This window comes from Leptolyngbya sp. FACHB-1624, from assembly GCF_047649235.1.
Lineage (GTDB): Bacteria > Cyanobacteriota > Cyanobacteriia > Leptolyngbyales > Leptolyngbyaceae > Leptolyngbya > Leptolyngbya boryana.
The window spans coordinates 4,207,273-4,228,000 of the sequence record NZ_CP180258.1 but is presented as its reverse complement, the minus strand read 5'-3'; the positions used below and the strand labels follow the sequence as shown (position 1 = coordinate 4,228,000).

19 protein-coding genes and 1 pseudogene are annotated in these 20,728 nt (G+C 47.9%); 11 read left to right on the top strand and 9 right to left on the bottom strand.

What is annotated here, in order from left to right:
- Window positions 1–330: 330 nt before the first annotated feature.
- Window positions 331–3,042, top strand: coding sequence for a filamentous hemagglutinin N-terminal domain-containing protein (locus tag ACMUEV_RS20030; RefSeq protein ID WP_190650914.1), 2,712 nt, complete (start codon window positions 331–333; stop codon window positions 3,040–3,042).
- A gap of 261 nt (window positions 3,043–3,303) precedes the next feature.
- Window positions 3,304–3,864: a hypothetical protein gene (locus ACMUEV_RS20025; RefSeq protein ID WP_190650912.1), complete on the top strand. Its 561-nt coding sequence runs from the start codon at window positions 3,304–3,306 to the stop codon at window positions 3,862–3,864.
- Window positions 3,865–3,895: 31 nt separating this feature from the next.
- On the opposite strand, the gene ACMUEV_RS20020 is transcribed toward ACMUEV_RS20025, so the two are convergent.
- Entirely contained in the window at window positions 3,896–4,201 is a 306-nt protein-coding gene (locus ACMUEV_RS20020) for a hypothetical protein (RefSeq protein ID WP_190650909.1), read from the bottom strand.
- Window positions 4,202–4,581: 380 nt separating this feature from the next.
- Window positions 4,582–5,133 (bottom strand): hypothetical protein, encoded by a 552-nt coding sequence (locus tag ACMUEV_RS20015; protein WP_190650907.1) that lies wholly within the window; start codon window positions 5,131–5,133, stop codon window positions 4,582–4,584.
- A gap of 255 nt (window positions 5,134–5,388) precedes the next feature.
- On the opposite strand from ACMUEV_RS20015, the gene ACMUEV_RS20010 reads away from it, so the two are divergent.
- The 3 genes and pseudogenes from ACMUEV_RS20010 to istB all read left to right on the top strand — a co-directional run bounded on the left by ACMUEV_RS20010 (window position 5,389) and on the right by istB (window position 8,529).
- Window positions 5,389–6,099, top strand: a complete 711-nt coding sequence (locus ACMUEV_RS20010; RefSeq protein WP_415354658.1) for a transposase family protein — start codon at window positions 5,389–5,391, stop codon at window positions 6,097–6,099.
- A gap of 197 nt (window positions 6,100–6,296) precedes the next feature.
- Window positions 6,297–7,352, top strand: a pseudogene (istA, locus tag ACMUEV_RS20005) (IS21 family transposase); the annotation flags it as partial.
- 379 nt (window positions 7,353–7,731) lie between these two features.
- A complete protein-coding gene (gene istB / locus ACMUEV_RS20000) occupies window positions 7,732–8,529 on the top strand; it encodes an IS21-like element helper ATPase IstB (protein WP_415354657.1) in 798 nt (265 codons plus the stop codon).
- Between the two features lie 249 nt (window positions 8,530–8,778).
- Here istB and ACMUEV_RS19995 read toward each other — a convergent pair whose 3' ends face one another.
- Entirely contained in the window at window positions 8,779–9,423 is a 645-nt protein-coding gene (locus ACMUEV_RS19995; RefSeq protein WP_190653903.1) for an NAD(P)/FAD-dependent oxidoreductase, read from the bottom strand.
- A 645-nt stretch (window positions 9,424–10,068) separates the two neighbouring features.
- Here ACMUEV_RS19995 and ACMUEV_RS19990 point away from each other — a divergent pair.
- On the top strand, window positions 10,069–11,508 hold the full coding sequence (locus ACMUEV_RS19990) for a dihydrolipoyl dehydrogenase family protein (protein WP_190653904.1): 1,440 nt from the start codon (window positions 10,069–10,071) through the stop codon (window positions 11,506–11,508).
- Between the two features lie 70 nt (window positions 11,509–11,578).
- Window positions 11,579–11,983 carry a DUF302 domain-containing protein gene (locus tag ACMUEV_RS19985; RefSeq protein ID WP_190653905.1) on the top strand — a complete coding sequence of 135 codons (405 nt, stop codon included), beginning with the start codon at window positions 11,579–11,581 and terminating at the stop codon, window positions 11,981–11,983.
- A gap of 40 nt (window positions 11,984–12,023) precedes the next feature.
- On the opposite strand, the gene ACMUEV_RS19980 is transcribed toward ACMUEV_RS19985, so the two are convergent.
- From ACMUEV_RS19980 to ACMUEV_RS19960, 5 genes are all read right to left on the bottom strand, one after another.
- On the bottom strand, window positions 12,024–12,611 hold the full coding sequence (locus tag ACMUEV_RS19980) for a class I SAM-dependent methyltransferase (RefSeq protein ID WP_190653906.1): 588 nt from the start codon (window positions 12,609–12,611) through the stop codon (window positions 12,024–12,026).
- A 90-nt stretch (window positions 12,612–12,701) separates the two neighbouring features.
- On the bottom strand, window positions 12,702–13,715 hold the full coding sequence (cydB, locus tag ACMUEV_RS19975; protein ID WP_190653907.1) for a cytochrome d ubiquinol oxidase subunit II: 1,014 nt from the start codon (window positions 13,713–13,715) through the stop codon (window positions 12,702–12,704).
- A gap of 9 nt (window positions 13,716–13,724) precedes the next feature.
- The gene (locus tag ACMUEV_RS19970; protein ID WP_242045014.1) at window positions 13,725–15,071 is read right to left on the bottom strand and encodes a cytochrome ubiquinol oxidase subunit I; all 1,347 of its coding nucleotides are present in this window, start codon (window positions 15,069–15,071) and stop codon (window positions 13,725–13,727) included.
- A 4-nt stretch (window positions 15,072–15,075) separates the two neighbouring features.
- A protein-coding gene (locus tag ACMUEV_RS19965; protein WP_415354656.1) for an IS1 family transposase occupies window positions 15,076–15,821 on the bottom strand; the annotation gives its coding sequence in 2 pieces (ribosomal slippage) (window positions 15,076–15,566 and window positions 15,566–15,821; 747 coding nt in all).
- Between the two features lie 16 nt (window positions 15,822–15,837).
- The gene (locus ACMUEV_RS19960; RefSeq protein WP_415354655.1) at window positions 15,838–16,017 is read right to left on the bottom strand and encodes a cytochrome ubiquinol oxidase subunit I; all 180 of its coding nucleotides are present in this window, start codon (window positions 16,015–16,017) and stop codon (window positions 15,838–15,840) included.
- 323 nt (window positions 16,018–16,340) lie between these two features.
- On the opposite strand from ACMUEV_RS19960, the gene ACMUEV_RS19955 reads away from it, so the two are divergent.
- The gene (locus ACMUEV_RS19955) at window positions 16,341–16,517 is read left to right on the top strand and encodes a hypothetical protein (protein WP_190653367.1); all 177 of its coding nucleotides are present in this window, start codon (window positions 16,341–16,343) and stop codon (window positions 16,515–16,517) included.
- An 88-nt stretch (window positions 16,518–16,605) separates the two neighbouring features.
- Here ACMUEV_RS19955 and ACMUEV_RS19950 read toward each other — a convergent pair whose 3' ends face one another.
- Window positions 16,606–18,336, bottom strand: a complete 1,731-nt coding sequence (locus ACMUEV_RS19950; protein WP_190653368.1) for a type IV secretory system conjugative DNA transfer family protein — start codon at window positions 18,334–18,336, stop codon at window positions 16,606–16,608.
- Between the two features lie 110 nt (window positions 18,337–18,446).
- Here ACMUEV_RS19950 and ACMUEV_RS19945 point away from each other — a divergent pair, with 110 nt between their 5' ends.
- From ACMUEV_RS19945 to ACMUEV_RS19935, 3 genes are read left to right on the top strand one after another with little or no spacing between them, the layout of a single operon-like run.
- Window positions 18,447–19,091, top strand: a complete 645-nt coding sequence (locus ACMUEV_RS19945; protein ID WP_190653369.1) for a hypothetical protein — start codon at window positions 18,447–18,449, stop codon at window positions 19,089–19,091.
- Window positions 19,088–19,678: a methyltransferase gene (locus ACMUEV_RS19940; RefSeq protein WP_190653370.1), complete on the top strand. Its 591-nt coding sequence runs from the start codon at window positions 19,088–19,090 to the stop codon at window positions 19,676–19,678. Before ACMUEV_RS19945 ends, ACMUEV_RS19940 begins: the two co-directional genes overlap by 4 nt.
- Window positions 19,679–19,721: 43 nt before the next feature.
- On the top strand, window positions 19,722–20,702 hold the full coding sequence (locus ACMUEV_RS19935; protein WP_190653371.1) for a DUF5895 domain-containing protein: 981 nt from the start codon (window positions 19,722–19,724) through the stop codon (window positions 20,700–20,702).
- Window positions 20,703–20,728 lie beyond the last annotated feature (26 nt).

Genomic DNA, 20,728 nt, shown 5'->3' with positions numbered 1-20,728 from the left:
CGTTCGACTTGATCAATTAACGCGATTGCTATGTCCACGATCTCCGTTACTCCTAAAGTGGGAGCTATTTATTAGATCGTTTTAGTGTGTGCCATTTCTGCTTCCTACTGGAGTAGAGGCGCTGTTTCTTTTGGCGTTCAATCAGGCTTTCGCTGACATCCACTAACAGGGTCTTGCGCCGCAACCGTGCGGTTTCTCCGCCTCGAATCATGTAAGTTTTACTGATGAAATAATTTTCATCGGGGATAAATAGGGTAGATACCCTACTACACCATGAATGAATTAGGGCACTCTACACCTACCGTCTTAATCGTTCTGAGGTTTGCAGCGATGAAATGCATATTCCAATTGGGTTTGGCAATCTTAGGGGCAGTTGCAATCTCAGAAAAAGTTTGTGCCCAAGCCGTTGTCCCTGATAGCACCCTTGGCACAGTGGTGACAGGAAATCCTAACTTCATAATTACAGGCGGAACTCGTCCAAATAATGGTGCTAACCTGTTCCACAGCTTCAGCCAATTCTCAGTACCCACGGGTGGATCGGCGGTGTTTGATAATGCCTTAGATGTACAAACTATCTTTGCCCGCGTCACCGGAGGTAGTGCTTCTAATATTGATGGACTCCTCAAAGCCAATGGTACTGCCAGCTTGTTTCTGCTGAATCCCAGTGGCATTCTGTTCGGGGCAAATGCCCAGTTGAATATTGGCGGATCATTTGTCGGAACGACTGCTAATAGTATCCAGTTTGCCGATGGGACTGAGTTTAGTGCCGTCAATCCTAGTAGTCCGCCCTTACTGACGATGAGTGTGCCGATCGGTCTGCAAATGGGGAGCAATGCAGCACCGATTCAAGTCGAAGGAGTACCTATTAATAATTTTCTCTTTCGACCAGCGACCTTATCAATGGCTCCAAGTCAAACGCTGGCGCTGATTGGCGGACAAGTTGATGTCAATAGCGCTACGCTCTTCGCACCTGATAATCATGTGGAATTGTGGGCAATGCGAAATGGTACGGTGAGAATTCCCGATTCTGGAAACTGGCAATTGTCAAGTGCATCGCCATCGCCAAATTGGGGAGATATTACGTTTCAGAACTACGCCTATCTCAACACTGGTGGAGCTACGGGAGGTCCTATCAATATCCGAGCGCGGGGGTTAACTCTGCAAAATGGCTCACACATCGAATCATTGACAGGTGCCAACGGGCGTGGACAGGGCATCGTGGTTCAGACCACAGAATTTGTGAATCTACTGGGGGTGTCTCAGGCGGTTAATATGGTCCCTCCAGGCTTAGCGACCAGCATAACAGGCAGCGGGGCGACAGCTGGAGATATTACGATTGACACTCCGCAATTACGCGCGACCACCGGGGCTTGGGTAACCTCCATTAACTGGGGAGCGGATTTGATAACCTTTGTTCCCATCAATAACGCCAAAACCGGATCCATTACGATCCGTGCTACAGATATCGAAGTTGGTGGGTACACGCCATCTCCCCATCCACTGACAGGGATTCAGGTAGCAAGTGCCATTACAACAATCGTTTCAGGCGGGCAACAGAATAACAGTGGAGCAATTACGGTCACTGCTGATCAAGTACGCCTACTAGATGGTGGGCGCATCAGCACTGATTTGCTGGGCAATCCCTTCTTCTCACCCGCACCGACGACGGGTAAAGCTGGAGATATCTCCGTGACGGCGACTCGGAGTCTTGAGATTCGCGGCAACAGCCCCAACGATTTCACTAGCGCAATCATTAGTTCCATTCAAAATTTTGTGGATGGTCAAGGGGGCAATATTACGATTAACACTGGGCAACTCGCCCTTGCTCAAGGCGGAACGATTTCTAGTGCGATTTCAGGGAATCCGATCCCTGTGCTGGCAGGTCGGGGCACCGCTGGAAATATCACCATTCAAGCCACCGATGTGCAGGTCAGCGATTTCGTGTTTGAGCCTTTTAGCAAAACTTCCAGTGGAATCACTGTGGCATTAGGTCAGAATGGTGCGGGCCAGGGAGGCAACATTAATCTGAATGCCAACAGTTTGCGCGTTTTTAATGGTGGGCAAATCACGTCTTCTAGCGAGGGGAATGGTCCTGCCGGAAATGTGAACCTCAATGTTAATACCCTAGATGTGCAAGGGAGCTCTCTCACTCTGGTAGATGGGCAATATTCCCCGAGTGCAATTTCTGCGTCCTCGGCAAGTGCATTTACAGCAGGTTCTGTAAATATCAGTACTGATAGTTTAAGTGTACGAGATGGAGCTAATATCACAGTCAGTAACATCGGAACCGGAGATGCAGGCAACCTCAATATTGCTGCGGGTACTATCTTTCTCAATAATGGAGCGAGCTTGCAAGCAGAGGTCAATGGGGGCAGCCAAGGCAATATCGGGCTTCAAGCTCGCGATCTGCTATTACTCCGGCAGGGTAGCAAAATCGTCACGAGTGCCTCTGGAACTTCGACTGGCGGAAACATTACCATCGATGCACCTATCATTGTCGGATTAGAAGATAGTGACATTGTCGCCAATGCGGTTCAAGGTAAAGGCGGAAATATCCTAATTACGACTCAAGGCATTATCGGATTACAATACCGCGATCGCCAAACCCCTGAAAACGACATCACCGCTAGTTCTGAATTTGGTGTGAATGGCACTGTTGAAGTCAACAATGTCGGAGTCGATCCGAACTCTGGCTTAGTCCAACTCTCTACCACGCTGATCGATTCAGACCAAAAAGTCGCAGCTGCTTGCTCCGGCACTCAAGGCAGTAGTTTTGTGATTACAGGACGTGGTGGGATTCCTCAAAATCCAACTCAGAACGTGAGCCACGATCGTTCCTGGAATGATATGCGTGATCTCTCGGCTTTTCACAAACCTGCGATCGCGCCAGCTTTAACTCAGACTGCCACGCTCGTAGAAGCGACGGCTTGGTCTCGTAATCCCCAAACTGGAAAAGTCGAATTAGTTGCAGCACATCCTACTTCCAGCACTCCATCTGCCACTTGTGCTAGCAAGCTGAACTTAACTCAAAGCCATATTTAACTCTCCGCTTTCCAGAAGTAGTCTTCTTCTGACATCGCAATGATGTTGTTGAACAGGCACCCTACGTCTGGCACTCCAAAGTTTGAGGGCAAATGAGGCAAGCACTATTTGTGCAACATGCGCCATATGCACTATCGCAATTTGAGATGTAAGCAGATCTGGATCGACGTTGTGCTGCTATCCAAATTTGCTCACGATTAGGTCATCCATAGGATTCTTAGTGGCTTCAAACGCCCATCACAGCAGCAACTCTATCCCAACATGCTGCCACGAATTGCTCATGCTTCGTGGCAGCATGTTGCTGCTGAAGTGGGCGGTTATTTGCGCGATCGTGCTTCTGTTTGGAATTTCTGTGTTGCTTTAACGCGATTGCTAACAGCACATCGATTATGCCGTTTCTTTAAAGTTTACGTGTCTTCTAAAGAAGTTTTCATAAAGAACGCAAAGTCAATAGCAGTCTGGGAAAGATTGCACCATAAGAAGAACTTTTTTGATCCATGTGTAAATTTAGCTGCTCTTATGACCTTGCTTCTTGCCAATCAAAGCGACTGCCACTTCTTCAGATTTTGGTTTCAGGATCGCCTTTGTGATGGCATTACTTATGATGCACACCTATTCTATCAAGCCGCCTGTTTTCAGTCTCAACACCGTGACCATGCTTACGCAGTTGCTTCAGATTGGCTAGAGCGAGGACTGACTGTAATAATTTGCTGTATGAAAAATCGCTACATAGTGGGTGTTGGTTTTCATGGTGAGTGGCAGCAAGTTTTCAATGAAGACCTGAAACGGAGTTTTTCCGTGTCTTTGCTCCAAACTCAGTAATCTGTCTTGATAGAAAACTTGAGCAGATCGATTAGCGCGATCGCTGTGCCCAAGCTCTCAATTTATCCAAGTCCAATCGCCCCAAAAAATCAAGCAACTCTTCCTGCATCAATGCTAGATACAGCGCATGACAAAGCGATTCAACGTATGAATCTCTCCAAATCCGCGAAATATCCGTCTCTAGCGGTACTTCCAGCCTGCGAAAATTGCGGATGAACGAAGCCAATTGCGCGATCGGCTGCTCTCCACACAGCGCGACTGCTTTAATAATTTCAACCAAGGCATCATCAGAAAAGTCTCCCGGTGTGACAGCCAGGAGCGAAACTGTTTCGGGCATCTCTACTACTCATCGTTGATCGGAACTCCAAAAGAAATTTTTAAGCAGGTGTTGAATCGGGAAATCTATACAGAAAGGGGGATGATTCATTATTTCAACCTCAATTCTTCCCTATCAAGGCTTCATAAAATCTTTATGAATAATTTTCCTAACGAGGTTGCAATATTGCTTGAAATTGAATGCCACAAAGCTCTAGTAGAGCGTTTCCCCATCCTAGAATTAGTCGATTTCATCCTGCTAGATAGCGCTATCTCGATCGAGTGTGATCAGCTATTCCAAGCTGCTCGATAGTGTGTTGTTAATCTACCTAGTCAAGGAAAAAGCCTGTCACCTAGTGCGCCGATTAATCTTAAGAGACAAGAATTGCGTAGAACCCTTCATCATTGCGACATCATAGCGGGAAGTAGGGCTGCAAAGATGTGTTGCCAGCTTTCGCTCAATATCTGAGCCACTTGGGGATGTTGCAAAAATACGAAATAGACAACTAAAGAAATGCCACCCACCAGTATGTAAATCCATTGACTCAGTTTAACTTGCACCACCAAGCGATAAAGCCAGTAAAAAATCACTGCGGCTGCAATGATGCCAATGACCCCCATTAACTGAAGGATGAGCACATCAGTTGTTGTCTTTCCTAAAGCTGAGGTGTGCACCAAATTCGCGGCATATCCGGCATACCACGTCTGAATCAAAATGCCAGGAATCCAACCAATCCACTCAAACTGAAATCGATGAACTGTTTGTGCAACGGATTCAGTCCAATTAATAAACCATTTCCATTCGTCAGTCTTGCCAGTGATGTGATTCCAAGCTCCGTTGATCAGCACAACTAACAGTACTGCCAACACCCAGGGTGCAACGAGTACGAATAGCAAGCCCCAGTACATCACAACACTGCCGATCGCGTAACCTAGAAGTTTGAGCAACACCATATACTACATCCTGACAGACCCAGTAGACCATCGTACCTTTCATACCACAAGGACAATCTCGCCATCACCCATTTCAGAACAGCAGGATCTAATTTTTATCCATTCTCTACAGCGCTTCACAAGGACTGTAAGGTTACGATCGATCAAAGAACTGTGCATTATCCACCCACAAGCAACTTTATCGTTAGGCTTGACCGATTATTAGACCTGTTGGGAAATAAGTGATAATAGACAAGAGAACCGTCATCTTACCCGATGCTAAACCTTGAACGCGCACTGAACCAAGACCGACTGCTGCGAGCATTGACAGGGCTAAATCGCAAAGCTTTTGATGCCTTGCTGCCGAGTTTTGAGCAGGCGTATGAGGCAAGTCGAGTAGCAGCAAAGCCCGTGCGAAAACGAGCAAGGGGAGGTGGACGCAAAGCGAGACTGCAAAGCATAGAAGCGAAGCTGTTCTATATTTTGCTCTACTTCAAGTGCTACCCGACGTTTGATTTAGCGGGAATTTTGTTTGACCTGGACCGCTCCCAAACACACGAATGGATGCACGAACTGCAACCTGTTCTTGAAGCAGCGTTGGGTCATGAGATGGTGCTACCAGAGCGCAAGCTGCGGAGTATTGAAGCGTTCCTAGAAATGTTTCCAGGTGTGGAGCGGGTGATGATTGATGGGACAGAGCGCCCGATTCAACGTCCGCAAGATCCAGACACTCAGACGCAGAACTACTCCGGCAAAAAGCGCCGACATACTCGCAAGCATCTTGCGGCAGTAGACCAAACCAAGCGAGTGTTAGTGTTGAGTCCATCTCGTGAGGGAAAGCTCCACGATAAGCGATTTGAAGCGGAAGAGGAGATCGCTTTTCATATCCCGGATGAGATCCCAATCGAGGTAGATTTAGGCTTTCAAGGCTTGCAATCCGAGTATGTCAATATTCGTATGGCGCGACAATTGTATTGGCTCAACTGACAATTACGTTGCCCACCCCAAATTTTCCAAATAAGAGAACACCTTCTCATTTGCAAACCGGATCAGATCGAGCAGCTTGATTCAGCAATCTTGATCCAACGAGATCTTCAAAGAAAAGACACTAGGATGCGTCCAAACTTGCAATTCGAGACTTCCTAGTGCCCGTATCAATAAAATATCAACAGGTTCAACTGTACATGAACGCGAAACAATCGGGACATTCCCGACAAACCTCGGCAGCCAAAGCTGGGATTTCAAGACGTACCGCCCAGCGGATTGAAAATGGGACGCATCGACCCAAACGCGGACGACCGAGAGATTGGAAAACCCGCAAAGACCCACTCGATGGGCATTGGGAAGCAGACTTGCTTCCGATGCTAGAACGAGAACCTCGCCTACACCCCATCACGTTGTTTGAAACGCTGCAAGAGTTATATCCCGGACAATATGACGACAAACTGAGAACCGTAGAACGACGGGTCAAAGATTGGAAAGCTCAACACGGGAAACCGAAAGAAGTGATGTTCAAGATTCAGCATTCTCCGGGAGTCCTGGGACTGTCTGACTTTACGCACCTCAAGGGTGTCACCGTAACAGTCAGAGGACAAGCGTTTCAGCACATTTTGTATCACTATCGACTGGCGTTTAGTGGGTGGCAATATGTGCAGGTAATTCAGGGTGGGGAGAGCTTTGTGGGCTTATCCCAAGGCTTACAAAATGCGCTGTTTGCCTGTGGAGGAGTGCCCCAGCAACATCGCACCGATAGTCTCAGTGCGGCATATCGCAACACGGGTAGCCGCAATCCGCAATTGACGCAAATGTATGCCGCGATCTGTGACCACTACCGGATGCAACCGACTCGAAACAACCCAGGCGTGGCTCATGAAAACGGTTCCATCGAGTCGTCTCATGGGTACTTCAAACGCCGATTGTGTCAGGCGCTGTACCGTCGAGGCAGCTTTGATTTTGAGAGTGTCGCTCAGTATCAGGTGTTCATCGAATCGGTGATAGCAAAGCTCAATGCCAAGTGCCAGCAAAAATTTGAGCTGGAACGTTCCACTTTGCAAAGCTTACCGCAATATCGGACGGCGGATTATGAGGTTTTAAGTAGTCGAGTCAGTGCCCACAGTACCATCAGTGTGCGTTGCATTCTTTACAGTGTGCCGTCTCGACTGATTGGGCAGCAACTGACATTACATCTCTATCACGACCAGATTGCGGGCTTTGTCGGCACGACTCAAGTCGTTGTGTTGCCTCGTCTTCATGTCCATGGCAGTGCAACGATTCGACGGGCGCGCTGCATCAACTATCGCCATATCGTCGAGAGTCTGCGTCGAAAACCCAGAGCATTTCTGCACTGCCAATGGCAGGAAGACTTACTGCCCGATGCCGACTGGCGCGAACTCTGGCAACAGATGAAACGCGGCACTGATCCCGATACTGCTGCTCGTTGGATGGTTGAGGCCTTGTACATTGCAGCCACTCAAGACCGAGAAGTCGAAGTGGCGAACTATCTCAAAACTGAGCTTGCAGCCGGTACATTCACCCTCTCTCGTCTCCAACATCGATTCAATCTGATGAAATCCCTACCTGTTCCCGAAGTTGCTTCAATGCAACACGCACTATCGAGCTATGACCAACTCTTCCAAACACAGAAACAATCCCCAGTCCCAGTTGAGTCCCTACCAAACCCTGACGACGGTGCTCAAACGCCTCAAGTTGAGCCACTTCCTGTCCGATTGGCAGACGGTCGAACATCAAGCCACTCAGGAGAATTGGAGCTACGCTCAATTCCTCTTAGCACTCGCCGAAGGGGAAGCAACCCGTCGCGACCAGGCTCGGATTGCCCGCGCGCTCACCGAAGCGCAATTGCCTTGCGGAAAATCCTGGTCTAATTTTGAGTTCGCTCATGTTCCTAGTCTCAATCCGGCAGTGGTGATGCAATTTGCCGAATCGACCAGTTGGTTGCAAACTGCCTCCAATATCCTCATCTTTGGACCGAGTGGAACTGGGAAAACACATGTCAGTTCGGCACTAGGGCGTTCCATGATAGAGTTGGGCAAATGGGTGAAGTTCCTGCCTGCCACCACGCTCGTTCAGCAACTTCAGCAAGCAAAACTACAACTGCAATTACCTGCTTTTCTTGTCAAACTCGATAAGTACGATCTGCTGATCATTGACGACTTGGGCTATGTCAAAAAGTCAGAGGCGGAAACCTCGGTGCTGTTTGAGTTGATTGCTCATCGCTATGAACGGCGCAGTCTACTGATTACAGCCAATCAACCTTTCAGCCAGTGGGATAGCATCTTTACGGACTCGATGATGACGGTCGCTGCCATAGATCGCTTAGTCCATCACGCGACCATTCTCGAAATGCAAGCCGAGAGTTTTCGCAAACAAGCCGCAATCTCACGCACTCACACGACTTAATTCAGCACTCCTATCCTGAACTCACTTTACCTTGAGGCTCTGCTTAAAAGTGCAGAAGTTCTTCCGTCCAGCCTGGATTTCAACGATTCAGTTTGACAATTTCTGCTGCTTTTTTGACCCTGTACTACTCAGATTGAGTCCAATTTCAGTCCACATCAGTAGTACAGCATTTTTAGTTGTCGTTTTGGATGGTTATGATCTACACCTTGCTTTCAATTTTGATCAGATCCCATTCCATCGATTTGAAGTTCAATTTTGTAGCAAAAAGGAGAAGAAAATTGATGCTCTAAATGTGCCAATGTAATTGACGGGAGACAGTTCAGGGGTGACGAGCGTTAAGGTTGCCTTGTCCCGGAGTCCTTTGCGCCGCAAAATCCAGTCTGCCATGAGGACAAATTCGTAAGCAGGACCAAAGCATCCGGCTCCCGGTGCGGCTCCTACAACGAAATGACCGGGCTTTTCGAGAAACTGAAGCCATGCTTCTCGTGCTTCCAGCGCATGGGAGGCAGAACAAATGGAATGGGTGTAGCCTCCATGCGGTCCCAATCCGGGAATCTGGTCAAAGGCAAAGCCCGGACCCGTGGCAATCACTACATAGTCATAATCAATCGTCTGCCCATTCTCAACAGTGATCCGTTTGCTGTGAGGATTAAACGCCGTTACCCGACCATTGACCAGATCCAAACCATGTTGTCTGGCTAACGGCTCTATCTCAAGCTGAAAGTGATCCAATGGGTCAATGTCCAGGGCAACTCGCGCCAGACCAGGAATAAAGGTAAATTTAGGTTGTTCTGAGATGAGTGTGACAGTATGGCAATCGGGCAATAAATGCCTCAACTCATACGCCGTTGGCAACCCCCCTAACCCTGCACCGATCACTACAATATTTGCCATATTTATGCCGCTCCTATAGTTCAGGTCAATCAGCTTTGCCAACGTCATGACCAGTTGAGTCAATGCATTCAAAGCATCTGCTGAGGAACACTCAAGGTTCTACGTCCCCCTCGAACACCCAATTAGCTTTGCTTGAAGTTCGGTTTTTTGAAGCTCTTGATCGACAGGCACGAATACCTCCTGGCAGGGCATCCAAAGCCAATTCCATGTAACTCGCTTGAATCGCCCTATTGATACTATATAACCATACGATAATATAAAGTTCAAGCCGCGTCTATTATTTTTTTGTTAAAAACTGTAAATCTTGCTCCATCCTGTACAAAGAGAAGTGCAAGAGAGGGCAAGGGTTCACCTTCGCTGAGGTATGAAGCCTGCGTGTTAATTTCCTTGGCTCTCCTTGGATTCAGGCACGATCGTAGCCCAATCTCAAAATCAGGATTACTACTCCGTTGCCGCCTTTGTTGACAAGATAACTGTATGGTTATATAAACAAATATAGGATTGTGAACAAAGGGGTTCGCTACATTGATTGGCAGTTGGTGTAATGCAAGGAGTTTCCTTTGTGGAACTCACCCCTGACTTGTTTGCTTTTGTCCTTTTAAGAATCCCACCCATTCTATCGATACGTTTGTAAGGGGTTAAGTCATGGCATACGACTATGATGTTCTGGTGATTGGTATGGGGCCTGCTGGCATGGCTATATCTGCAATGGCAGCGGAAATGGATCTTAAGGTTTGCGGCATTGAGAGCCATCGCCTGGGCGGAGAGTGTATGAATGTGGGATGTATTCCCAGTAAGGCATTACTTCGCATGGCGAAAACTCGTAATGCAGTAAGCCTGCTCGATCGCATGGAACTGGAAACCGTCTCCCTGCCCCAGGTACGCAATCCCTTTCAGCGCATCCAATCGGATATTCATTACATCAACAACAGCAAAACGAAGCGAATGTTTGAGAAGGTCGATCTGGTTCTCCAACAGGGAACCGCTTCCTTCGTAGATCCACACACGGTTGCTGTAGGCGATTTCCAAGAAGACGGCACAGCCGAATGCACCATCATCGCCAAGCGTATCTTCATCGCCACTGGAACTCAACCCGCCATTCCTCCCTTCCCCGGCATTGACTCGGTAGAGGTGCTGACGAATAACAATTTGTTCAGCCTTGATCGCATTCCCGAAAGTCTTGTGATTTTGGGAGGTGGCGCGATCGCCTGTGAAATGGCTCAAGCGTTTTCCCGTCTGGGGAGTCGCTGCACGATGATCATTCGCGGCCCGAATTTGCTGCGAGGGGTTGATGCCGATGCTGTGAAATTGTTGGAAGATACCTTTCAGCAAGCAGGCATTGAGATCTTGCGCCGTCAGACGATTCAGCAAATTATGCCGACACCAGAGGGTGGGGTAAAAGTGCTGACAGAAGAGGGTGAGGTTGTGGAAGCCGAAAAACTTCTGGTTGCCACAGGTCGCAAGATGGACTTTTCGGGGCTAAACCTGGAAAAGGCAGGGGTCAAATATGACTCCACAGGGATTCAGGTCAACCCCTATCTGCAAACGAGCCAGAAGCATATTTTCGCGGTAGGAGATTGCAACGGCTATGCTCAATTTTCTCACGCTGCTATGCACCAGGGCATGATCGCCCTGATCAACACGCTGATGCCTCACCCCCTCAAACAGGATTTCCGTCAATTCGTCGTGCCTTGGACGGTCTTCACCGAACCCCAAATTTCTCATGTTGGCCCGAGTGAGGAAGATCTGCAAGCGCAGAAAACTGCTTACGAAACGGTGCAAGTGCGCTACGAAGATTATGGAGCAGCGATCGCAGAGGGAGTTGATATCGGGTTTGTCAAAGTGCTGACCAATGCCACTGGAAAACTCTTTGCGGCGACGGTGGTGGGGGAAGGGTCAGGAGAGATGGTCAACGAGTGGGGATTAGCCATCCAGCGCAAATTGCGAATGGTGGACATTCTATTCCTCCAGCACTCGTTCCCATCGATGGCGTTTCTCAATAAACGCATTGCCGAAACCTGGATGATGAAGCGGATGAAATTGTCCTGGCTTAGGGCGATCACACGTACGCTGTATCGTCTGTAGATCGACTATTCCGATCAGTTACGGCTTGTCTTCAAGGTTTGTTTTTTGTAGTTCATTAGGACATTCAATCATGTATCATTTCAGCAAAGTTGTTGATTGTTCATTTGATGAGGCGATCGCTCAGGTTACTGAAGCACTCCAGCAAGAAGGCATGGGAGTGTTAACCGAAATTGACGCACAGGCCGCTTTCAAGAAGAAGCTGGGAGTTGATTTCCGTCGCTATCGCATTCTGGGAGCCTGTCATCCTCAAACGGCTTATCAGATGCTTCATGAGGATGATAAAGCTGGAGTGTTGTACCCCTGTAACGTAGTTGTGCAGGAACATGAAGATGGTCGTGTGGAAGTGTCAGCCGTTGATCCGATCGCGATGTTTGCCGCGATTCCTTCCCCCAATGCAAAGGAAATTGCCACGAATGCCAGCCAGAAGGTGAAGGCGGTGATCGCTCGCCTCCCTGCGGTTCAATCCCTAGTCTAAATGGGATAATATAGCAGTTTTTTGCTCGATAAGCGGTCGATTATGCTTTCATAGCAACCACTTGCACAACTGAACTGCGTCCTTGATGAAATAACCCTTCCTGGATGTCTCGCTCCAATTCAACCGCGTGCTTAAACTCCAAGCCTTCCAATTCTTGCTGGAGGACGGTTAATTCCACCGTCAACTCAGCAGTGGGTGGGCCTCCCGTTTTGAATTGGAGTTGACGGGGGGTATATGCCTCTAACACAAATACTCCGCCCGATCGCAATCCAGAAACCACCTGCCGATGAACATGGGCGCGGACAATCGGAGGGAGATGACAGAAGATAGAGACGATCGCATTCCAAGAATTTGGTTGAATGGGAAATTCAGCCAGATCTGCGATGATCGTTTCTATCTCTACAGAACGCTCTGCTGACAATTTTCGGGCTTTCTCCAATCCGACAGAAGAAGCATCAACTGCTGTCACCTGGTATCCTTGTTGCGCTAGATATACCCCATTTCTGCCTTCTCCATCTGCCAGACAGAGAACTTGCCCCTTGGGGATCTGCTGAACCACTTCCACCAGAAAATCATTGGGGTGCTTACCATACACATATTCAGCTTGGCTGTAGCGTTCATTCCACATAATTCATATCACAATTTAAGACCATGGGATCTTGAGAAGGTGATTGAGAGGTGATGAGAAAAATTACTCTTTTATCATCTCACTCTCTCATTACTCTCCATACACATCACCAACGACTTTGCCTCGGAACACTACATAATTGTAGATGTTGTAAAACAACATAATGGGAATCAGAAAGCCAATAAAGATAAGCATGAATACTAACGCACTGGGAGCAGCAGCAGCTTGGTAGATTGTGATTTGGTTCGGGATGATGTAAGGAAATACGATTAGTCCTAACCCAATAAAAGTGAGTAAGAAGATCAGCATCGTCCAGATCAAGGGCGTGTTTTCTTCTTCCCGATTAAGGCTTCGTAAGAGCAGTCCCACCAGCACCACACCCAGTACCGGAATGACAGCAAAGATGTAAACCAACGGTGGGCTAAACAATCGAGTTCGTGCCGCTTCATAGACGATGGGAGTGGCGATCGTGATTAAAATTGCGCCAATAAACGTGGTGATAGCGGCAAGCTTAGCAGTGCGAAAGTGAGTTTTTTGTAATTCTCCTTCCGTTTTCAAAATGAGATAAGTAGAGCCAATCAGGACATAGCCCTGGATCAAAGTGAGGGCAACCAGGAGCGATCGCCAGTCTAACCAATCCCAGGTGGAGCCGATAAAGTGACCGGCCTCATCCACCGCGATCCCTTCAATCACGCTACCTAGCGCAAAGCCCTGTCCCAGTGCCGCCATAAAGCTGCCAGCCCCGAAGGCAAAGTTCCACAGAAACTTTCGATCGGAATGCTCTCGGAATTCAAACGCCACCGCCCGAAAAATCAGCCCGAAAATCATCATGAAAATGGGGATATACAGGGCATTGAGGATCGTGCTATAGGCCAGGGGGAACGCTCCAAACAAGGCTCCCCCCATCAGCACTAGCCAGGTTTCATTCGCATCCCAAATGTTCCCCAGACTGGTCATCAAAAGGCTCCGGCGTGCTTCATCTGAACTGGTCAGAGAAAGAATGCCAACCCCCAGATCAAAGCCATCCAGCAGAACATAAAGAAACAGGAACAGTGCTAGAATCACAAACCAAACTTGCGGCAAAAAGTGGAGTAATGCGTCCATATTAGTGACCTACTGTTGAGCCTCTACAGGACGTTGATCAGGAACAAATGTCGCGGGTTCTGTTTCGATCGCCGATTGATTGTCTAGCCCTGGTACGGGCAACTCTAGATTGGGGCCGTGGCGGATAATTCGACTCCCAAAGTACAGCGTTGAGACAAACAGAATGGAGTAAACCACCGCAAACAGGGTGAGGGAAGTCAGCACATTGCTGGCGGGAAGTTGAGACGCTGCATCAGCGGTGCGAATTTGCCCGTACAGCGTCCAGGGTTGTCGCCCTACACAGCGGACAATCCAGCCTGATTCAACGGCGATGTAGCCCAGCGGAGCGGCAAAAATCCAGGTGCGGAGGAACCACTTTTGCTGAGCAATTTTTTCAGGTGAGAGGTTACCCAATAGCCATTTCAGCACGCTCCACAGCATCAATCCCGCCAAAAAGAAGCCAATCCCACTCATAATCCGGAACGAATAGTAGATCAGTCCCACCATGCGAGGGCGATCGCTCGGTGCCCATTCTTTCAAGCCCCGGATGGGTTCAGACAGGTTCTTCTTAAATTCCAGGATGTAGCCTAACCCATTCGGGATGGTAATTTCCCATTTATTGGTTTGGCTGGCTTCATCGGGGAGTGCAAGCAGGCTCCAATCGGCAGGCTGTCCAGCAGGACTAGTTTCCCACTTAGCTTCCATCGCCGCCAGTTTGGTGGGTTGATAGTGAGCCACTTGCTCAGCGCTCAGGTGTCCGATGTAGATTTGCAGTGGGGTAACGGCGATCGCAGCGGCTAGCACAATTTTGAGCGATCGGGCAAAGAAGGTTTGATGGCGGTTGTTGAGAATATACCAGGCACTAATGCCACCAATCACAAATAAAGAGGTTTCCAGCGTGGCAAAAAACATGTGCAACACGCTTTTCACCATAAAAGGATTCGAGATCGCCTGGAAGTAATCACTGACGATGAACTTACCATCGACCATCTCACCGCCTGCTGGGGTTTGTAGCCAAGAATTTGCCACCAAAATCCAGAAAGTGGACAGATTAGCACCAAAGGCAACCATGATGGTGGCAAGGTAGTGAATCACTGGATGCACCCGCTCCCAACCGAACAGCATAATGCCTAGAAAGCCCGCTTCTAGCATGAACGCCATTGCGCCTTCAAAGCCAAGAATGCTGCCCAAAAAATCACCCACGGCTTCCGAGAAGGGTGCCCAGTTCGTCCCAAACTGAAACTCCATTGGTAATCCTGATGCCACGCCAATGCCAAAGTTGAGGACGTAGAGCTTTGACCAGAAGCGGGCATGATGGTAATAATCTGGGTTGCGTGTCTTTAACCACATTCGGTAGTGTTCTAGATGTGTGGGCATAACGTTATACTGCTCGCCCGAACTCATGACGGTTGATGAATAATCCAATCACAGTATCATGCATCTTCTCAGTCTTGGAAAAACAGATCGTCTTTCTGGCAAGTCGCTTGATCCGAGTTCTCAAAGTTAGATGCTTCCGCTCAATGCGCTGTGTGTTGGCTTTGCCAACCGTATGGTGCTGCTCATCTAGCAATCGCAAGTAAGCTCCCCAACTATCGGTGTAAAACCGCTGAATCGAAAAAGGAGCTAACAGTTGCTGAAGTTGCTTAAGAGCTGAGTCTTCATGGGTGGCTAGCACATAGGCAAGTACTTTTCCAGTTTGATGGTCAATCGCGTGCCACAACCATCGTTGATGCTGCTTTGACTCGACAAAACTCCACATCTCGTCCAGCTCCGCCGCCTCGACTCTGACGACCATGACTGCCGTGTTATCCGGTTGGTGCTGTTCGAGCAGACTTGTGTTTACTTGTTCAAGTTGGCTTGACTTTTTTTCAGCGTTTCAATCACAGTCGTTGGGCTAATCTTCAACACTCTGGCGGTATCACGAATACCACTGCCGTTGATTGCCATGTCACTGATTTGCGCTTTGACTTCAGGCAGTCGTCCTCGATAGCTAAAGTTCAAGATAAATGATCGTCTGGAACACTCTAAGTTACGGCAACAATACCGTTGTTTTCCAGCAGCACTGCGACCATGCTTAACGACATCCACACTCTGGCAATCGGGACATTGAACAGGTTCTAGGACCATCTCTAGACTCAGCCCTCTAACACATCGTTTTCATTCTGCCATATATCCACACATCTAGAACACTGCCCCACATTCCTTCGACAATCACCAGATAAATTGCCATCCCAGTCGTCAGGACGGGCCAGAGCATATGAAAGATAGCAGTGAGTGCAAACTGCATCCGAGAGAGCGCAACAGTGTCCGCAAGAAACTGCATGAATGTCTACCTTCGTAATATTTCAAGTCTTTAGGTTACTTTCTGGTTTTGCCAAGTTGACAAAAGGATTGATTACCTGATCGAGCAATGAGATGGGTCTCAGCATGTTGAATTTGTTGCTCTAGATTGTTCAGAAGTCCATTAAGGTTGCTAGTCATAAAAAGTGCAAACCCGACTTTGTTAAGTTAATCTTCTAATCTGAATATAAAACTATTCAATCATATAATCAGTATATTGGCTGACATATTCCTGTTTGTTTTGTCAAAAGACTCAGTAATAAGCCGCCAGACTTGATAAAACCTCATTGAAAAAGGAGTGCGATTATGACCGTCAAGTATGTCACGCATCTTCTGAAAACCGGAGATGTCACGGTCACGGGTTACATTGAAGATGCTTTGACCGTGACAGGGCAACGGGTTTCTCGTATTGGCGCTGTGGAAAGACAGGAAGAACAAAACCCGCTAGCCATCCATGTTAATAGAACAGAAGTCAAATACTGAAGTAGTTTCAATAGGTGCTACGGAGACGCTAGATGGTCTAATACATTTGAATAGCTCTCCGCATTTCCCATCGCTGGATTGCTGCCCTTCATTTCGACGATCTCTCTTCATCTAGATCTAGCAGGGGTAGCAGCTTTTCTGCGGCTTCAATTCGAGCATACAATGCCTCAGTTAGCGCTTGGCGATCCAATAAGTTAACTCGTCGCTGCAACGCAGGCTTAACTTGCTGTTCCCATAACTGCTCGGTTCGCTTGCGGTATGCGAACTCGGATTGCGCGATCTCAATTTTCAACAAATAGAGAATCGAGCCTTCACCCCGCGATCGATATGCTGGATTCGTAATCACGCACTTCCCTTGCTCAAATCGCAAAATCTCATCAGGGGTCAGGATTGAAATCTTCTGAAGCGACTCATTCCAACTCGTTGAGCGGTTTTGATGGACTCCCGTACTTTGGCTGGTTGATCGATTCCGTACCGTGATTTCCTTTTCACCATACCGTTTTGAGTATTCTTCGGCAGTTTTGAAGTCGCCAGGATTGAACAAAATGTGAGTGCTACAGGCGTATGCGATTGCATTCCCTAATTTCTCGCCATACTGCTCATAAAGCTGATTCAGCGATTGAATTCCTAGTAGAAAACAAGCACCATTCGATCGATACTCATTAATCCACTGTGGCAAACGTTCCAGCTTCAAAGATGGTAACTCATCAAGTGAAATAATCAAGGGATCTGTACGAGGTTGAGAGAGATTCGCGACAATTACTAAATGCAATGCTGCGGCTAACAATGAACCAATCACACCCCGACGAGCATCATCCAGTTTGAAGACAATCATCTGTCTGCCCTGAATTTGAGTTGGAATGTCTGATTCGCCAATAAAAGAGCGAAGTAAATCTGCTTGGATAAAGTTGCTAAATGTTGCAGCAGCAGTCGTGAGAATTCCAGAAATCGTTTTCTCTGCATCTTTCGCACTCAGGAACTGATTGAAAGAGGTCGCAATCCATTCATCGAGTTGACGCGACTGAACGGCATGATCCAGCCGTTCAACTAAGTTGGGCAGTCGCAACAAGGCGTAAACCATTGCCATATCTGCGTGTTGAGTCACTTTTGCTAATTGTAATAATGCTTTGGCAAGTAAATCCCCAGCCGTTGAGAAAAACTCATCACTCTTGCCACCCTTTGAAGCATTGCGATTGATCACCTGTCCGATCTCGCCTGCCATGACGGAATCATAGCCATCTCGCATAAAGTCAAGCGGATTTAGGACTCCACTGTATGGTTCACCCGGTGCAAACACCCAAACTTGATATCCATAACGAGCCGCGAGAGCAGCATGAAGTTGCATTTGTGAACCTTTCTTATCGTAGAGAATGACCGGAAATCCTTGAACAAAGGCACTCTCCAAAGCAGAGTCGATCACACTGGCAGTTTTTCCGCTTCCAGGTGTCCCAATAACCAAGGTACTGCGTTGAGCATCCGGTAGATAAAGGGTTGGGGGTGTTCCTAGTAATGTTTGCAGACGAGTTCCAACTCCTCCTAATGAACCTTTGAGCCAAGATCTCGGCTTTCCACACCAGAGCGTGATGCGATCGTGCTTCCGTTCTCGAATTTGCTTCAGTGCTGTATTCACCGCAGCCAGCTTTTCAGCCGTTCCCACCATTCGCCCAGTCGTAATCTTGCCTTTACGGTTGCCACTGATACGTAGTAGAACGATGACGACAACTAGCACACTTACAAGTAACCAACTTCCAGGTGCTTGTTCACCCTGAAAAAGTTTGAGTAAAGGAGAGAAATAGTTGTCTAGGGAAATCTGAGACATAAGAAGGCTACAGTACAGCAACGCTAATCATGTGCTGTTCAATGTCACCCATACACTGCTAAATGGGCTGATTTTAATCGCTATCTGGGAGATGACTCGAAGAGGTCGATATGCCTTCCGGCAAGTCAGGCAGCAGCATTTCATCAGCGTGTATGTTATTAACGATCGCAGATTTTCAACCCTCTCACCCCCCGTTACAGTCTTCTCGGTTTCAATCCCTACAAGAGCATTTACAGTTGGCGATTCGACAACAGCAGATGGGACTACCGATTCAGCCTTTGTTGGACAACAATCCGACATTGCGATCGCTGGTTGAGCAAGTTCAGGAATTGCTTCCGAATTCACTACAGTCCAACAAAAAACTAAAACTACAGCATCCGATTTCGGCTCATTTGTGCGATCGCGCTTATGTACAGGTTGAGATCAATGTTGGCTTTCATCATGGGTTTCCCAAGCTGTTTGAGTGGGCGATTCGAGAGCCAGAGTTGAATTGGGTGGATCGCATCAAACTGTGGGCAGCAACCCAGCATTATGAAGCAGACCCAAATCAAGTCAAACTGATTGTCTTGGCGTTGCACCCAGATCGACCTGTCAAGAAAGCAATGCACTGCTGGAATGAAGATTTGCAAGCGATCACGACACAGACATTGCTCACTCAATTAAAGGATCAATCTAGCGCTGAGCCAATTGATCCTTCTAATCAACCTAACATTGACACGATTGATTTAAGTAGCATTCATGAAGTCGCACTATGAACATCGTCAATTTTCCGTCCAAGCTCCGATCTCTTTATGATGAAATTCTTCAAAACCCTCCCTATGGCTGGTTTCCCTCAACTCCAGAATTGACAGAAATCATGCTGGAACAAGTCGTCATTGAAGCCCGAATGCAAGCATTAGAGCCGAGCGCGGGATCAGGCGTGTTAGCAGAAGCCATGAGAAATCAGGGCATTGAAGTAGATGTCATCGAACGTGATCCACGATTTCAACTTCTACTCTTTCAACAAGGATTTAGGCTCGTTGGGCAAGATTTCTTAGCTTGTCAGCCGATTCAGCAATACGATCTGATTTTGATGAATCCTCCCTTCTCTGCCAGCATTCATCAGCGCGGCGTTGATTTACTACATATCAAGCGGGCTTACGATGAGTTTCTTGCTGCAAATGGTCAATTGGTCAGTGTAGTGAGCAATTCGATGAAGCATACAAGTTGTCCGAGGGCACAGCATTTTCGGAGCTTTTTACATCGCGTTCAAGCTGAACTGATCGAGCTTCCGTTTGAGATTTTCTGGAACAGCGATCGCCCCGTCACTGTCGAGAGCCATCTAGTCATTATCAGGAAATAGGTGGCTATCGCCCCTTTTGCAGTGATGAATTGAATGTTGGGTTATGGTCAACACCAAAGCAAAATCTTCTCGAACCACAACCGTCAAAGCCGCCAAAGCTGCGAAGCCAAAAGCAATCGCTTTTGAGATCGATCCAGAACTGCTGCATGAGTCGTATAACCAAATTCGTCGTCCGCAGTTGCCGTATGGCATTGTGGTAAACGATAAACCCGCAGGAATTCTAATCCCAACTGACCAACTGGACAAAGCAGGTTGGCTCAATCTACCCACCGAAGAAGAACTGCACACGGTAGAACTCACTGAAGAAGTGAATGGACTGCTAATCACTGAAACTCGAATGCTCGTGCTGGCATTTGTTCCAGAATACATTCGCTACAAGAACGACGTTGAAGATTTAGGCAGCACTGTAGTTGGACTCTATGACGAATATCGCAATGCGTTTGACAAGAAGACGATGGATGCCTGCTCAGAACACGCGATCGTCTTTCTCGACGAAGACAATCAACCGTTGCACACGACCCCGATCGTCGTGCGTTTCAAGAATGTGGCGCTATGGAGTTTCAAATCTGCGCGTGAAGAGTTCTACCGCAAGCTCGAAAGAACGTTCTCGGATTATTCCGGACAACGCTACTCCGGCAAAAGTGACAAGTGGCGCAGTCTGGGCGTTCTGGAGGTCACGTTCAAGGCGGTAAAAGAAGGTGAAGGCAACAATAAATCGTGGTGCTGCAAGACTGAAGCGATTACCTCACCCATGATCGAGAACTTGCCTCAGCTTTTCCTTGGAACTTCAACCACCAAAGCACTGATCTGGGGTATTCACGACAACATTGCAGGTTTTACCGAACCGCAAGCGTTGCCATCCCTCTCCGCAGAACCTGACCTGCTCCCAGGCGCAACTCAGCGACTCAAATCGGCTCGATTAGAACTGGATGATGAACTGGATGACCTCAACATTTTGGATACTGATGCAGAGACGCTGTCGGACGACGAGTTTGACTTTGACGATGACGAACTGGAAGATTGAGCCATCTGCAATTTTTGTCCAGGTGA